Origin of the sequence: Xanthomonas dyei (genome assembly GCF_002939865.1) — a bacterium.
GTDB classification, from domain to species: domain Bacteria; phylum Pseudomonadota; class Gammaproteobacteria; order Xanthomonadales; family Xanthomonadaceae; genus Xanthomonas; species Xanthomonas dyei.
Genome location: NZ_MDEE01000021.1, coordinates 19,398 through 34,306, shown reverse-complemented (window position 1 = coordinate 34,306; position 14,909 = coordinate 19,398). Strand labels below are relative to the sequence as shown.

The 14,909-nt window shown below is 66.1% G+C and carries 12 protein-coding genes and 1 other RNA gene; 6 read left to right on the top strand and 7 right to left on the bottom strand.

Going from position 1 to position 14,909, the window contains the following annotated elements; genetic code table 11:
* Positions 1-54: 54 nt before the first annotated feature.
* Positions 55-1,236, top strand: coding sequence for an aminotransferase class V-fold PLP-dependent enzyme (locus tag XdyCFBP7245_RS14310; protein ID WP_104616245.1), 1,182 nt, complete (start codon positions 55-57; stop codon positions 1,234-1,236).
* A gap of 117 nt (positions 1,237-1,353) precedes the next feature.
* Here the strand turns inward: XdyCFBP7245_RS14310 and XdyCFBP7245_RS14305 are convergent, their stop codons facing one another.
* The 4 genes from XdyCFBP7245_RS14305 to XdyCFBP7245_RS14290 all read right to left on the bottom strand — a co-directional run bounded on the left by XdyCFBP7245_RS14305 (position 1,354) and on the right by XdyCFBP7245_RS14290 (position 5,199).
* Positions 1,354-2,826: an ABC transporter permease/substrate-binding protein gene (locus XdyCFBP7245_RS14305; RefSeq protein ID WP_104616244.1), complete on the bottom strand. Its 1,473-nt coding sequence runs from the start codon at positions 2,824-2,826 to the stop codon at positions 1,354-1,356.
* The gene (locus XdyCFBP7245_RS14300; RefSeq protein WP_104616287.1) at positions 2,823-3,560 is read right to left on the bottom strand and encodes an ATP-binding cassette domain-containing protein; all 738 of its coding nucleotides are present in this window, start codon (positions 3,558-3,560) and stop codon (positions 2,823-2,825) included. Before XdyCFBP7245_RS14300 ends, XdyCFBP7245_RS14305 begins: the two co-directional genes overlap by 4 nt.
* A 48-nt stretch (positions 3,561-3,608) precedes the next feature.
* Positions 3,609-3,926, bottom strand: coding sequence for an EF-hand domain-containing protein (locus XdyCFBP7245_RS14295; RefSeq protein WP_104616286.1), 318 nt, complete (start codon positions 3,924-3,926; stop codon positions 3,609-3,611).
* A 67-nt stretch (positions 3,927-3,993) separates the two neighbouring features.
* The gene (locus XdyCFBP7245_RS14290) at positions 3,994-5,199 is read right to left on the bottom strand and encodes a DesA family fatty acid desaturase (RefSeq protein WP_104616285.1); all 1,206 of its coding nucleotides are present in this window, start codon (positions 5,197-5,199) and stop codon (positions 3,994-3,996) included.
* A 150-nt stretch (positions 5,200-5,349) separates the two neighbouring features.
* Between XdyCFBP7245_RS14290 and XdyCFBP7245_RS14285 the strand changes: the two genes are divergently transcribed.
* Positions 5,350-6,186, top strand: coding sequence for an ABC transporter ATP-binding protein (locus XdyCFBP7245_RS14285; protein WP_104616243.1), 837 nt, complete (start codon positions 5,350-5,352; stop codon positions 6,184-6,186).
* Positions 6,187-6,190: 4 nt separating this feature from the next.
* Here the strand turns inward: XdyCFBP7245_RS14285 and XdyCFBP7245_RS14280 are convergent.
* Positions 6,191-6,267, bottom strand: a non-coding RNA gene (locus XdyCFBP7245_RS14280) — sX9 sRNA.
* A gap of 315 nt (positions 6,268-6,582) precedes the next feature.
* Here XdyCFBP7245_RS14280 and XdyCFBP7245_RS14275 point away from each other — a divergent pair.
* On the top strand, positions 6,583-7,602 hold the full coding sequence (locus tag XdyCFBP7245_RS14275) for a TIGR00266 family protein (RefSeq protein WP_104616242.1): 1,020 nt from the start codon (positions 6,583-6,585) through the stop codon (positions 7,600-7,602).
* A gap of 561 nt (positions 7,603-8,163) precedes the next feature.
* Positions 8,164-9,201 (top strand): patatin-like phospholipase family protein, encoded by a 1,038-nt coding sequence (locus XdyCFBP7245_RS14270; protein ID WP_104616241.1) that lies wholly within the window; start codon positions 8,164-8,166, stop codon positions 9,199-9,201.
* A 611-nt stretch (positions 9,202-9,812) separates the two neighbouring features.
* Here the strand turns inward: XdyCFBP7245_RS14270 and XdyCFBP7245_RS14265 are convergent.
* Together XdyCFBP7245_RS14265 and XdyCFBP7245_RS14260 are read right to left on the bottom strand one after the other, a co-directional pair.
* Positions 9,813-12,014 carry a TonB-dependent siderophore receptor gene (locus XdyCFBP7245_RS14265; RefSeq protein ID WP_104616240.1) on the bottom strand — a complete coding sequence of 734 codons (2,202 nt, stop codon included), beginning with the start codon at positions 12,012-12,014 and terminating at the stop codon, positions 9,813-9,815.
* 353 nt (positions 12,015-12,367) lie between these two features.
* On the bottom strand, positions 12,368-12,850 hold the full coding sequence (locus XdyCFBP7245_RS14260; protein WP_104616239.1) for an Lrp/AsnC family transcriptional regulator: 483 nt from the start codon (positions 12,848-12,850) through the stop codon (positions 12,368-12,370).
* 129 nt (positions 12,851-12,979) lie between these two features.
* Here XdyCFBP7245_RS14260 and phhA point away from each other — a divergent pair, with 129 nt between their 5' ends.
* Positions 12,980-13,870, top strand: coding sequence for a phenylalanine 4-monooxygenase (phhA, locus tag XdyCFBP7245_RS14255; RefSeq protein ID WP_104616238.1), 891 nt, complete (start codon positions 12,980-12,982; stop codon positions 13,868-13,870).
* A 310-nt stretch (positions 13,871-14,180) separates the two neighbouring features.
* On the top strand, positions 14,181-14,825 hold the full coding sequence (locus XdyCFBP7245_RS14250; RefSeq protein ID WP_104616237.1) for a DMP19 family protein: 645 nt from the start codon (positions 14,181-14,183) through the stop codon (positions 14,823-14,825).
* The last annotated feature ends 84 nt before the right edge of the window (positions 14,826-14,909 follow it).

The window sequence follows — 14,909 nt, the reverse complement described above, 5'->3', positions numbered from 1 at the left end:
GCGTCCGTGAACGCGCCGTGTCGGCGGCATGGCAGCCAGCGGTAAGCTGTTGGCATGCCATCGTCTTCGCTGCCCAGTTCGCTCCCCACCCCTGTCGCCTGGGAACACCGGCACCGCGCATTTGCGCTACCCGATGAGGTCATCTATCTGGACGCTGCTTCGCGCGGGCCGTTGCTGACTGCGGTGCAGGCCGTGGCGCATCAGGCGGTCGATGCGATGGCCACGCCGTGGCAGTTGCCGTTCGATGCATGGCTGCACGACATTGAGCAGCTGCGCCGCTTGGCCGCGGGTCTGTTCGACAACGATGTCGATGCGGTGGCGTTGCTGCCGTCGGCCGCGCATGGGCTGGCCACGGCTGCACGCAATCTGCCACTGCATGGCGGCGATGCGGTGCTGCTGCTGGACGGGCAATTCCCGTCCAACCTGCTGATCTGGCAACGGCGCTGCACCGAGGTCGGTGCACACCTTGTGGCGGTGCCGACCACTGCCGGCACGGTGCTGACCGATGCGGTGCTGGAGGCGGTTGAACACACGCCTGCGCTGCGCATCGTCAGCCTGCCGCATGCGTACTGGCTGGACGGGCGGCAGCTGGACCTGGACCGGATCAGCGCGGCGGTGCATGCGCGCGGTGCGGCGCTGGTGCTGGATCTGAGCCAGAGCCTGGGCGTCATGCCGACCGACCTGCCGCGCTGGAAGCCGGAGTTCGTGGTCAGTGTCGGCCATAAATGGTTGCTGGGGCCGATGGGCCTGGCCTGGCTATGGGTGGCGCCGCAGTGGCGCACGCGGGGCGTGCCGATCGAAGAACACTGGATCGGCCGGGATGCCGGCAGCAGCTGGGAGTTTCCGGTGGCGCAGGCGCCGCAGTATCGCGCAGGTGCACGGCGGTTCGATGCCGGCGGCGTTGCCGACCCGTTGCGGATTGCGATGGCAACGGCCGCCCTGCAGCAGGTGACGGCCTGGCAACCCGCGCGTATCGCTGCGGCGCTCGGCGCACTGACCGCGCAGTGGGATACGGCGTTATCCGCGCGCGGGCTCGGCAGCTGGTGCACCCCCGGCCATGCGCCGCATCTGACCGCGCTGCAGCCGCCGGCCACCCAATTGGATGCGGTGGCAAAGACGCTCGGCGAGCAGGGGGCGATCTGCACGCGGCGGCATGGACGTTTACGTATCGCACCGCACCTGAGTGTCGCCGACGATGCCCTCCTACGCTTGATTGCTGCGCTGCCGGGCGAATGACGCGGTACCCCAGCGCATGTAGGAGCGGACCTGGCCGCGACGGGGCGTGATCCGAGTAAGGCGGTGTCGCGGCCGGGTCCGCACCTACGAGTTCATGGAGGATTATTTGTCCGCTGCTCAATCGCGCCGACTGAGCCGCAGGCCGCGTGGGGTTGCCCAACGCTCCAGCCCTTCGAATGCCGCCTGTACCAGCAGGGCGAGGACGGCGGCAGGGATCGCGCCTTCCAGAATCAAGCCGATATCGTCCAGACGGATGCCGGTGAGAATTGGCTGGCCATACCCACCGGCGCCGATCAGCGCACCCAAGGTGGCGGTGCCCACGTTGATGACCGCAGCGGTCTGGATACCGGCCACGATGGTGCGGCGGGCCAGCGGCAATTCCACGCGCCACAATCGCGTCCAGGCCGGCAACCCGATCGCTTCGGCGGTCTGGCGTAACTCGCGCGGAATCGACGTGAGCCCGGCATGGGTATTGCGCACGATCGGCAGCAGGCTATACAGGAACAACGCGGCAATTGCCGGCTTTGCGCCGATGCCGAACAGCGGAATCATGAAGACGAACACAGCCAACGAGGGCAGCGTCTGCAACACACCGGTCAACGACAACACCACCTGGCCCAGCCGCGGCCGCCGCGCTGCGAGCACCCCCAAGGGCAGCGCGATCAGCAACGCGAAGCCCAGCGAGATGCCGACCAGCGCCAGATGCTCGCGGGTGTGACGCAGCAACCGGCCGATGCGCGAGTCCGCCTGCGCCGTGGCCGCAACGCCCAGCCATTGCGCGGCCACCGCCGCCTCGGACTGCCGCTCCAATTTCACCTGCGCATTGAGCCGCTGCATGGTGGCTTCGTCGATCCGTCCCTGCAGACCTTGCAAAGCCTTGAGCATTGCCGGTGCGCGCTGCGCCAGATCCTTGCGATACAGAAATACCGCCTGGTACTCCGGGAAGTACTGGCGGTCGTCGCGCAGCACCTGCAGCTGGTAATACGGAATCTCCGCATCGGTGCTGTATAGATCGGTGACCTCGATCGCCCCGCTTTGCAGCGCGCGATAGGCCAGATCGTGATCCAGCCCGGTGGCGGTTTGCGGCAAGCCGTAGGCCGCACGCACGCCGGGCCAGCCGTCGGCGCGCTGCATGAATTCATTGCTCAAACCGATCTTCAGTGCCGGGTGGCGGGCCAGATCCGAGAGCGATGCGATGCCCAGCGCCTGCGCACGCGCACGACGCATGCCAAACGCATAGGTGTCCTGAAACCCCAGCGACTCGGTCATCGCCAGACCGCGTGCGTCCAGCGCGGCGCGTAGCTCGGCATGGCTGGCCTTGGGCAACTGCAGCAGTTCCTGTGCCAGGGTGCCGGTGTATTCGGCATAGGCATCGATCTGGCCGGTTTCCAGCGCGCGCCACAGGATGCGCGTGCCGCCGAGCTGGGCGCGGTGTTGTACGTCCACACCATCGCGCCGACCGGCCGCAGTGGCGATTTCGCCCAGGATCACTGCCTCGGTGAAGTTCTTCGAGCCGACCGTCACCGGCGCGGCCTGCGCGCCAAGGTTGCAGATCAGCAGCAGCATTGCCGCAAACATGCGCGCCATCATGCGGTGTCGCCGATGCTGCGTTGTGCGGTGAGAAATCGCTGCACGAACGCGTCGGCCGGCTGCTCAAGCAGCTCGCGTGCACTGCCCTGCTGCACCACGCGGCCAGCGCGCATCAGCACCAGGGTGTCGGCCAGATACGCCGCTTCGGCGACATCGTGGGTGACCAGCACCACGGTCTTGCCGAGCTGCGCAAACAGCGCGCGCATCTGCGCCTGCAGGTCGTAACGCACGATCGGGTCGAGCGCGCCCAGCGGTTCGTCCAGCAGCAGCGCGGGCGGGTCCAGCATCAAGGCGCGGATCAAGCCCACGCGTTGGCGCTGCCCACCGGAGAGTTCGGCCGGATAGCGCGCCAGCAACTGCGGCGGCAATTGGCACAACGTGCACAGGCTATCCAAGCGCGCATCGATGCGTTGTCGCGTCCAGCCCAGGGTCTGCGCCAGCAGCACCACATTGCTGCGCGCGTCCAGGTGGGGAAACAGCCCACCTTCCTGGATGACGTAGCCAATGCGTTGGCGTTGCGCCTGCAGGCTGGCGCGTTGCAGCGGCATGCCGTCGAAGGCGACCGTGCCGCTGTCAGGCCATTCCAGCCCCACCAGCATGCGCAACACGGTGGACTTGCCGGCGCCGCTGGGGCCGATCAACGCCGTCGTAACGCCGCTGGCAAAGCCCAGCGTGACCGTGTCGAGTGCAATGGCCTGGCCGTAGCGGCGGCTGACCTGGTCGAGAGTGAACATGCGCGCGAGCTTGCCGAACGCGACGTCAGACACGCGCGAAGGTGCGCATCAGCGCGGCGGCGCCAGCAGTTCGCGCGCGCTCAGAGTGCCATCGCCGTTAGCGTCCTGGCGTGCGAAGCGCTCGATCAAGCTGGCGCGATGCGCAGCGCGGGTGATCGGCTTGCCGCGCCGGCCCGGCAGTTCGTCGCCTTGCAGCACACCGTCGTGATCGACATCGCGCTGATCGAAGGCGTAGCTCATCCAGGCAAGATATTCATCGCGGCTGACACGGCCATCGCCATCGGTGTCCATGCGTTTGAGATAGTCCTGGCTGTCCTGCACCTGTGCGTGCGCCGCAGACGCGCACGCACAGACGATGCAGACCATCAGCAACGCGCGCGTCACCGAACGTTTCCAGCCGCGTGCGCCCACCGCAGCACGCGTGCCGCTACGCTTACGCGCCACTCAGCGCATAACCCTTGAGCCGCGCCGCGTATGCCTGCAGCGCGGCGTTGCCACTGGCTTCGGCCTCATGGCACCACTGCTGCAACTGCTTGAGACGCTCGGACGCATCATGGCTACGCGCTTCCAGCACCGCGGTCAGGCGCGCGCGGTACTCGACCAACGTGCGCATGCGCGGACGCTGCGCCACCCAGGCCTGCAACTGCGCGCGCGCATCCGGCTTGAGCCAGCGCCCGTCATCGACCAGGCCCTTGCGCAAACGCCGCGGCAACAACTCGCGCAGCTTGGCGCCGGTGGCGGCGGCTTCCTCGCGCAAGGCCGGCTTGAGCACGTTGCGCTGGTAATCGGTCATGGCCTGGAAGCGATGCGACAACAGCGCTTTCAGCGTATCGGCATCGGGCACGGCGATATTGGGGCGGATATCCAGCGACGGGGCAACACGCAGCACCTTGGCCAGCCCCATGGCCTGCAACCCACGAATCGCGATCCAGCCGATATCCAGTTCCCAACGCCGCATCGAAAACCGTGCCGAACTCGGAAACGCGTGATGGTTGTTGTGCAGTTCTTCGCCACCGATCCACAGCGCCCACGGGGTGAGGTTGGTGGAGGTGTCGGCGGATTCGAAATTGCGATACCCCCACCAATGGCCCAGGCCATTGACCACACCCGCCGCCCAGAACGGAATCCACGCCATCTGGATCGCCCATAGCGCAATGCCGGGCAAGCCAAACAACACGCCGTTGAGCACCAGCAGCGCGATCGGGCCAGCATTGGCGTGCGGGGTGTACAGATGCCGCTCGATCCAGTCGCTGGGCGCGCCCTTGCCGTACTGCTCGATGTCGGCGCGTTGCGTGCGCGCCTCGCGGTACAGCTCCACGCCGCGCCAGAACACCTGCTTGATGCCCTTGATCTGCGGGCTGTGCGGGTCGTCCTCGGTTTCGACCTTGGCGTGGTGCTTGCGATGGATGGCTACCCATTCGCGGGTAATCATCGAGGTGGTGAGCCAGGTCCAGAAGCGGAAGAAGTGCGCCACCACCGGATGGAAATCCACGCCGCGGTGCGCCTGGCTGCGATGCAGGTACAAGGTCACCGCAAAGATGGTGAGCTGGGTGAACACCAGCAGTACTGCCAGCATGCCCCACACACCCAGCCCGGCCATGCCGGCGGTCAGGAAGTCGATGATCGGATCGGACAGCATCGGCAGTTCCACGGCAGCGGTTTCTCGTTGGTCGATGCAGACATGATGGGGGCGATCGCGGCAAACTTCACCCTTCGGATGCGTAGGGTGATGCCTGCTTTTCTAAAGCGGTTCACTCCTGCTCTTCTCCCGCTGCCTGATGTCTTGCGTATGACTGTTTCCACCGATGTTGCCGATACCTTTGCCGATGCGCCTGCGCTGATCGAACTCGACCAGGCAAGTGTGATGCGCGGCCAGGTCCGTGTGTTGCACGCGTTGCGTTTGCGCATTGCGCTTGGCCAGCACACCGCCATCCTCGGCCCCAACGGCTGCGGCAAATCCTCGTTCATCAAGCTCATCACGCGCGAGCTGTATCCGTTGGCGCGTGGCGATGGCCAGCCCGCGGTGAAGGTGCTGGGACAGGCGCGCTGGCAGGTGGAGCGATTGCGCTCGCAGCTGGGGATCGTCAGCGGCGATCTGAGCGTCAACCTGGCCGACATGCCGGGGCTGGATGTGGAAAGCGCGGTGCTGTCCGGCTTCTTCGCCAGCTACGTGGTGCCGCCGCATCACGAGGTCAGCGACGACATGCGCGCGCGGGCACGTGAGGCCTTGGCGCTGGCGCGCGCCTTGCCGTTGCTGGATCGACCGTTTGCCGAGTTGTCGGCCGGCGAGACCCGCCGCGTGCTGATCGCACGCGCCCTGGTCAACCGCCCGCAGGCGCTGTTGCTGGACGAGCCGTCCACCGGCCTGGACCTGGTGGCGCGCCAGCACCTGCTCGACACCTTGCGCGACCTTGCACGGCAAGGCATCACGCTGGTGCTTGTGACCCATCACATCGAAGAGATCGTGCCGGAAATTGCGCGGGTGATTCTGCTGCGCGCCGGCACGGTGATCGCCGATGGTCCGCGCGATGCGCTGCTGACCGATGCCAGCCTGTCGGCAGCGTTCGACGGCCCGGTGCGTGTGCACCGCGATGGCGAGCGCTATTGGGCGACGGTGGGGGAATAAGCGCGGCTGACACAACGTGGCGAGCTGTCGCCGGGTAGGTGCGGGCGGCACACTCAGCACCGGAGTGGACGCGTGGACCATGCCGCACCGAGCACCGGCCGCGCCCGCTTGGCGGTAAGTGAGCACAGTCGTTTTGGGAGCTGCTCTAAGCCGGCGGCGCCAATGCTGCAGTCAACGTGACGCCGTTTCCGGATGCAAGCGCTCGCTACTGCGGCCTACTTCAGCGCAACCGCCTGACCACGACCGCCTCGGCAGCATGCCGGCCCGATGGCACGCGTGGGGTGTCTAGCGGCCGCAACCCCGCCTGACCGCCTTGCACGGCATGACCTTGGACACGGGACGCGGTGGCCGTTGCTGCGGCTAGACTCGCCGCACACACCGACAGGAGTCGTCCCGATGGCCCAGTGGTATTTCCATATTCCCGGACAGGCCGACCGTATCGGCCCGCTCGACGATGCCAGCGCCCGCGCGTATGCCCAGCGCCAACCCGATGCGCTGGCCTGGCGCGATGGACTCGATGGCTGGACGCCGGCCCGTCAGCTGGTCGACCTGCAGGGCGCTGGCAGCGCACCGCCACCGCTTGGCAGCATCGCCAGCGCCGGGCGCGCCGATGAGATCGACTACCGCATCGTCGGCAACGACATGCAGTTTGTCGAAGTGGAACTGGACCCGGGCGAGAGCGCCATCGCCGAAGCCGGCGCGCTGATGTACAAGGATGCGGCGGTACAGATGGACACCGTGTTCGGCGACGGCTCGCATGATGGTCAGGGCGGCAGCAGCGGCGGGCTGATGGGCAAATTGCTTTCCGCCGGCAAACGCGTGGTCACCGGCGAAAGCATGTTCACTACCGTGTTCACCCATACCGGCAGCGGCAAGGCCAAGGTGGCCTTCGCCGCGCCCTACCCCGGCACGGTGCTGGCGCTGCGCCTGTCCGAGCACGGCGGGCGCCTGATCTGCCAGAAAGACAGCTTCCTGGCCGGCGCGCGCGGCGTGTCGTTGGGCATCGCCTTCCAGAAGAAAATCCTCACCGGCTTGTTCGGCGGCGAGGGCTTCATCATGCAGAAACTCGAAGGCGACGGCTGGGTGTTCGTGCACGCCGGCGGCACCGTGGTCGAACGCGACCTCGGCCCCGGCGAGCGCATCGACGTGGACACCGGCTGCGTGGTCGCCTATCACGCCGGCGTGGACATGGACGTGCGTCGCGTGGCCGGATTGAAGAGCATGTTCTTCGGCGGCGAAGGCGTGTTCCTGGCCACCCTCACCGGCCCCGGCAAGGTGTGGCTGCAATCGCTGCCGTTCTCGCGCATGGCCGGGCGCATGCTGCAGGCCGCCCCGCAAGCCGGCGGCCAGCAACGCGGCGAAGGCTCGGTGCTCGGCGGCCTGGGACGGCTGCTGGATGGCGATAACCGGTTTTGATGGTTGGCGCGGCGAGGCCGTGTCGATGTTCGCGGCTTTTTTGCGGCCAGGCCAGTGTGGTGGCTGGTGTGGAGCGCCGCATACATGCCGGAGACGCCCCACTGCGGTAGGTCCAGGTCCGGCGCGCTTCGGGAGCACGCCTGTCTTGATCGACTGCCGGCGATTCCCCCCATCCGCCCTACGTGTCCCTTCCCCCGCACGCGGGAGAAAGGGACGTCGCGCGCAAGTCGGGACGTTGCTCCGGGGAATCGGGATGTCGCACTCCGGCGTAGGAACGTCGCCATCGCACGCGCACTAGCCCCTCTCCATCGTGCGGGAGAAGGGGGGGTGAGGGGACGACGCGAAGCCACACCTGCAATGGCAGGACACCAGGTTTCGCGCACCCTCATCCGGCGCTGCGCGCCAGCGTTTTCCCGCCAATAGAAAGTGCAGCAGAGGCTTGCACCACCAACAGCCTGTGCAAGTTCTCGATCACCTCCACCATCGACCACCCCGCAGCACAGCAGCGACCGTGACGGCACGCGTGTATTCTCCCTCGCCTTTCCCATCGACGTTTTCCCCATGACCGCGCTCCGCCGCCCCCGCTCGCTTACCCTGTTGTCCATGCTCGGTCTGCTCTCGGCCTGCGGTGGCGAGCCGCGCCCGGCAACGCCGGCGCCGGTGGTGCAGGCGCCTTCGGCCGCTGCGGCCAAACCGGTGAAGATCGGCATCGCGCTTGGCGGCGGCGCAGTCAAAGGCTTTGCGCATATCGGCGTGATCAAGATGCTCGAAGCCAACGGGTTTGCGCCTGTGGTGGTGTCCGGTACCAGCGCCGGCAGCGTGGTCGGCGCGCTGTATGCCAGCGGCATGGACGCGTTCGAAATGCAGGAAAAAGCGGTAGCGCTCGACCAGACCAGCATCCGCGATGTGCGGCTGTTTTCCGGTGGCCTGGTGCAGGGCCAGAAGCTGCAGGACTACGTCAACGAGCAGCTCGGCGGCAAGCCCATCGAGAAGTTGCGCAAGCCGTTTGCGGTGGTGGCCACGCGCCTGGAAGACGGCGAGCGCACCGTGTTCGTGCGCGGTAACGCCGGCCAGGCGGTGCGCGCGTCCAGCAGCATTCCCGGCGTGTTCGAGCCGGTAACCATCGGCAAGTACCATTTCGTGGACGGCGGCGTGGTCAGCCCGGTGCCAGTGGATGCGGCGCGTCAGCTCGGCGCCGAATTCGTGGTGGCGGTGGATATTTCCAGCAAGGCCAGCGGCAAGAATCCGGGCGATCTGCTGGGCACGGTGAACCAGTCGATCTCGATCATGGGGCAGCGTCTTGGCGAAGCCGAGCTAAAGCGTGCAGATGTGGTGGTGCGCCCCAAGGTCAACGATATCGGCTCGGCCGATTTCAATCAGCGCAGTGTCGCCATCCTGGAAGGCGAACGCGCGGCGATGGCCGTGATGCCGCAGATCCGCGCCAAGATCGCGCAGCTGCAGGCCGCGCGCAGCAGTGCCACGCGTAACGCCGCCGACCAGGCCGCGTCGGCAAAGCAGCAGGCCTATCAGCGCTGCCTGGAACAACGGTCGCGCTGGCAAAAACTGCGCGGCAAGGACGAGGAATGCGTGGCACCGTAAAGCGGTTGTGGTGCGGCGCGATCTGCGTTGCGCACGACGCTTTGTTGGATTGGAGGTGCAGGGTGATTGCGGGGCTTGCATGTGGCAGGCAGGTGCTGCGGTTCTACTGCTCACGGTAAGCCGCGGTCCGCAAGGTCAAGCAAGAAACCGAGCGCCTGCATGTGGCGGGGTGTGTGCAATGGAGAGTTGCATGTGCTCACTTGGGCGCGGATGAGCGGGTTCTTCTGTTGTTGTGTAAAACGTTTTTTGCGCATCGGCGCTATCGGGACGGCGTCGCGGCCAGGTCCGCTCCTACGAAATGCGGCATCTCGCTCGCTTGATTTACCGCCTTATGCGCGTTTTCCGCTCGCATGGGTTACGAGGTTATCTGTCTGCCGTTCGCACATCGCACGCTGTGGCGTGCGAGGCGTTGATCCAGGCGAATGAACTCTTTTGCGTTGCTCGATGCCTGCTGCGGAAGTACCGATGCTGTGTCGGGACGGCGTCGCGGCCAGGTCCGCTCCTACGCAACGGCAGATACGTTGGATGCTGCCGTAGGACCTTGGTTGCGATGCCGGGCCGACCATCGTGGCGCATGCACTGCGAGGTGATCGGCCGGCATCGCTGTTTCCTCAGTACCGCCAGCGCAGGGACACGCTGACAAAGCGTGGTTCGCCGTAGTTCTGGTAATCCAGGTTGGCCCAGTAGGTCTTGTCGAACGCGTTGCGTACCGCCAGCGTGGCGGTCCACTGGTCGCTGATGCGGTAGTTGGCGTTGAAGTGCACCAACGCATACGGGTTCTGCACCACGGTGACCGGTGTGGTGGCGCCGCTGCCATCGCCGGTGGGGCGTGCGATGTTGAAGCCGCGCACCGCGCTTTGCCAACTCACGCCACCACCGATGCTCAGGCGATCCCACGCGCCGGGCAGGCGTACCTGGGTGGACAGCTGCAGATAGTCTTCCGGCAGGTTGGCGTAGATCGCATCGGTGGGTGCGCGCGTGACCTTGACGTGGGTGTAGCCGGCATTGACCGTCCAACCCGGCAGCATCTCGCCGTTGATATCCATCTCCCAACCGCGACTCTTGGTACCGTTCACGCCGATATACGCCGAGGTTCCATCGGGCAGCGACGATTCGGGCTGGGTCATGTCGCGCACCGCGTAGTTGTCCTGCTTTGCTTCGAACACGGCGGCGGTGGCCATGGCGCGGCCACCGAGTAATTGCGCCTTGACGCCGGCTTCCAGATTGGAGCCTTCCACCGGTGCGAGCAGGTTGTTGTCCTTGTCGCGGTAGTTCTGCGGATTGAAGATTTCGGTGTAGCTGGCGTACACCGACACATCCGGCACGATGTCGTAGACCAGGCCCACGTACGGGGTGACTTCATCGCTCACCTTGTAGCGGCCGGTGGTGCCGGTGTAGCCGCCGCTGACGTTGAAGCCCTGGGTGCGCGTCTGCCAGGTGCTCAAGCGCGCGCCAGCGATCAGCGACAGCGGGTCGGCCAGGCGCAGGCGTGTAGAGGCGTACACGCCGCGCTGGGTGGTGCGCGCTTCACGGCGTGCGCCGGTGCGGCTGTAGCTCACCTCGGGGGCATCGCCATCCCAGTTGCGGATGTCGGGAATCCGATAGCAGCGCTCGGACCCACCGCTTTCGTTGATGCACGATCCCCAGCCGCTGGGGTACTGCTGGGTAATGCCGTAGGTGGTCGATTGCAGATCCTGCCAGCTGCCACCCAGCACCACGTCGTGCCGGCGGCCGAACAGCGAGAACCCGCCCGACAGATACACATCCACGCCATCGCGGGTGTCGCTGGTTTCGCCGGTGCCGGTGCGCAGGAACACGCCACTGCCATCGGCGGCCGGGTAACCGGTGCCGTAGACGCGAATGCTTTGCACATCGCCCTTGGTGTGCGCGGTGTTGACGCGCAGCAACCAGTCCTCGCCGAAGCGTTGTTCCAGATTGGCGAATGCCGTGCTGGTTTCGCGCTGCCAGCGTGTCCATTCCGGTGCCATGTTGGTCGAGCGCGACAGATTGGCAAAGCTGCCATCGGCCGCAAAGAACGGCACCGTGCCCCAGGTCGAACCGACCGGGCTGTTGTCCTGGCGCTGGTAGCCCACGGTGAGTGTGGTGCTGTCGGTCAGATCGCCTTCCAGCACCGCCATGCCGGACATCTTGTTGTCGTGGTAGCGGTCGTAGTAGTAGTCGCGATCTTGCCAGGCCGCGACCACGCGGCTGCGGAAGCGGCCGTCGTCGGTGAGCGGTGCATTGACGTCGGCCTGGGTGCGGCGGAAATCCCAGGTGCCGGCGCTTGCGGCAACCGAGGCGTCGAACGTCTTGCCCGGGCGCTTGCGCAACAGGTTCACCGTGGCCGAGGGAATGCCCGCACCGGTCAGCAGGCCGTTGGCGCCGCGGATCACTTCGATGCGGTCGTAAAACACCGTGTCGTATTCCTGATTGGTCGCACCGCTATAGGTGGGCAAGCCATCGACCTGGAAGTCGGTGATCTGGAAACCGCGCGCAAAATACAGCGGCCGCTGGGTGTCGTAGAACGACACGTTGACGCCGGTGACGTTGCGCATCACGTCATCGATGCTGAAAAGCGACTCGTCCTCCAGGCGCTGCAATCCGATCACGCTCACCGACTGCGGCGTCTCCTGCAGGGTCAGCGGCAGGCGCGTGGTGGTGGCCGGCTGCGCGCGGCTCACCGTGCCGTTGACGGTGACCTGGTCGAGCGTCTTGGCATCGGCCAGGTCGGCTGCTCGCGCAGCGGCAGGCCAGGTCAATGCGCAAAACAGGGCGACAGACAGGGTGGTCAGTGGGTGGGTCAGTGCAGGCATCGGTCTCTCATCGATCGTGGGCGCACGCTAGGGCGTGGCGACAGGAAGCAGGCAGGCGTCGGCGTGCTGCTCGGGCGACGAGCTGGCTGGCCTGGCAAGGCTGGCGGATCGACGAACAGGACATGGCCGGAGCCGGCCAGACGTTACGTAAATGTAAATCGTTATCGTTTGGCGAGCAAGTGCGGTCTACCTGGGAGCGTCTGCTACTGCCGGCGCGATCCGCGCGACGGCGCCCGCTGCCGGACCTCGCAGGTCAGCCAGATCAGTTGATCGCAACAGGCTGTACGCGCGACCGGGTGCGCCCGATTCCGCCGGCAGAACGCGTTTCGCAGCCGGCCCAGGCGACTGACGCCTCACGCCAGATGCGACAGCGGCAGGCCTTCGGGCGTCTTGACCGTGCGCAGGACGAAACTGGAATTGACGTCGGACACGCCGGTAGCATTGAGCAAGCGATCCAGCAGAAACCGCGAAAAATGCTCCAGATCGCGCACCTGCACCTGCAACAGATAATCCATGTCGCCGGTCAGCGCCCAGCACGCCACCACTTCGTCCCAACCGCGCACACCGTCGGCGAACAGCGCGATATCGGCCTGACCGTGCTGCTCCAGCTGCACCCGCACGAAAGCCTGCAGCCCCAGCCCCAGCGCGCGCGCATCCAGGCGCGCACCGTAGCCGGCGATGATGCCGACGGCCTCCAGCCGTTGCGTGCGCCGCAGGCAGGCCGACGCGGACAGATTCACCTGCACGGCGAGCTCGGCGTTGCTGGTGCGCCCCTGCGTCTGCAACAGGGCGAGTAACCGCAGATCGGTGCGGTCCAGGGCGATTGGTTGGTCCATATGTTGCGCAGCATCAGATTAAGACGCACAAATCTTGCGCGTAAGTGCCGGCACTGCGCAAGATTCGCAATCCTGTTGCGCAGCGATCCGGCTAAGGTGAATCCTTGGTCGCTACGGAAGTCCTGCCGCATGAACACTGCCCCGCGCCGCGTCGAAAACCAGCTTACCGACAAGGGGTATGTGCCGGTCTACACCACGGCCGTGGTCGACCAGCCGTGGGACGGCTATAGCAGCGACGACCATGCCACCTGGGGCACGCTGTATCGCCGCCAGCGTGCGTTGCTTGTGGGCCGCGCCTGCGATGAGTTCCTGCAGGCGCAGGACGCCATGGGCATGGACGACGGCCAGATCCCGCGCTTCGACGCGCTCAACGCGGTGCTGCAGGCGGCCACCGGCTGGACGTTGGTGGGCGTGGAAGGCCTGCTGCCGGAACTGGATTTTTTCGATCACCTGGCCAACAAGCGTTTTCCGGTGACCTGGTGGATCCGCCGCCCCGATCAGATCGATTACATCGCCGAGCCGGACCTGTTCCATGACCTGTTCGGGCATGTGCCGCTGCTGATGAACCCGTTGTTTGCCGACTTCATGCAGGCCTATGGCCGTGGCGGGGTCAAGGCGCACGGCATCGGCCCGGACGCGCTGCAGAACCTCACCCGGCTGTATTGGTATACGGTGGAATTCGGCCTGATCACCACGCCGCAAGGTCTGCGCATCTACGGCGCCGGCATCGTGTCGTCGAAAGGCGAATCGCTGTATTCGCTGGACTCGCCCGCACCCAACCGCATCGGCTTCGATCTGCAGCGCATCATGCGCACGCGCTACCGCATCGACAGTTTTCAGAAGACCTATTTCGTCATCGGCAGCTTTGCGCAGTTGATGGACGCGACCAGCCCGGACTTCACGCCGATCTACGCGGCACTGGCGCAACAGGCGCAGGTGCCGGCCGGCGATGTGCTGAGCAGCGATGCGGTGATCCAGCGCGGCAGTGGCGAAGGCTGGAGCCGCGAGGGCGACGTGTAAAGCAGCCACGTTGGCGCTGCCCGCCGCGGTGCAATGCAGCGGTGCAACGCGATTAACGCCACGAAGGACTGTACGTTCGTGTGACCTGCGCTGCGTGTCGGACACGGTGAGATGCGAGGCTGAAAGCCACGCGCCGTGGTACTTCGCTGCATTGCGCTGCCCTGTTGTGCCTTGGCCAGACGGCGGCGTCGCGCTGGCAAGGCGATGCGACGCACGTGCCGTTCGCGCTGCGGGACAACGCAGTGCGCAGCGACTCGACACCACTGCCAGCGCGGACTATGGTCGAGATTCCCCACATCGCCTTCGCTCAATGGAACTGACGCATCTGCGCATCCGGCGCCTGGAGCTGGACGACACCCGCCTGCTGTTCACCCTGGCCAACGGCATCCGCATCGACGAGCCGATCCAGGCGCATCGCTTGTTGCTCAAGGCGACCCCGCCGCAGCGCGCGCACTGGCAGATCACCGAGGACGGCCATGGCGTGAACTGGCCCGCGATCGCACCGCCCACAGCGGAAGGGCTGCTCAACATGCCCGAGCTGCTGTGGCGCCGTCGCACCGCACGCGCGCAGGCAAAACTGGCAACGTTACGCGGACGTCTGGACGCGCTATCGCCGGGCGAACGCGAGCTGGTCGCGCTCGCCCGGCTGGATGCGGACATGCTTGAGAGCGGCTACGCCCGCTACTTCGACCAGTGGGATGCCGCGACCCGCAGCGACGCGGTGCGCGGTCTGGCGGCCATGGGCGCAGCGCAAACCCGGCAGGCCATCGAAGGCCTGGGCGCGGTGTTCGAACGGCTGGAAGAAGACCCCGACCTGCTCAGCATCGAAGACATCCTGGATGCCATGAACGAGGCCGACCGCCAACGCGTGCAAGGCTGGGAAGAAGTCTATTACCGCCGCTCCAGCGACCTGGCGCGGCTGGGCCTGGTGCATTACGGGGTGGATAAGGCCTGAGCTTTCATTCATGCGCTGCCGCCGCAGATGCCACTGGCCACGCAAGGTTGCAGACGAACGCGCCGCGACCGCGGGATGCGAATG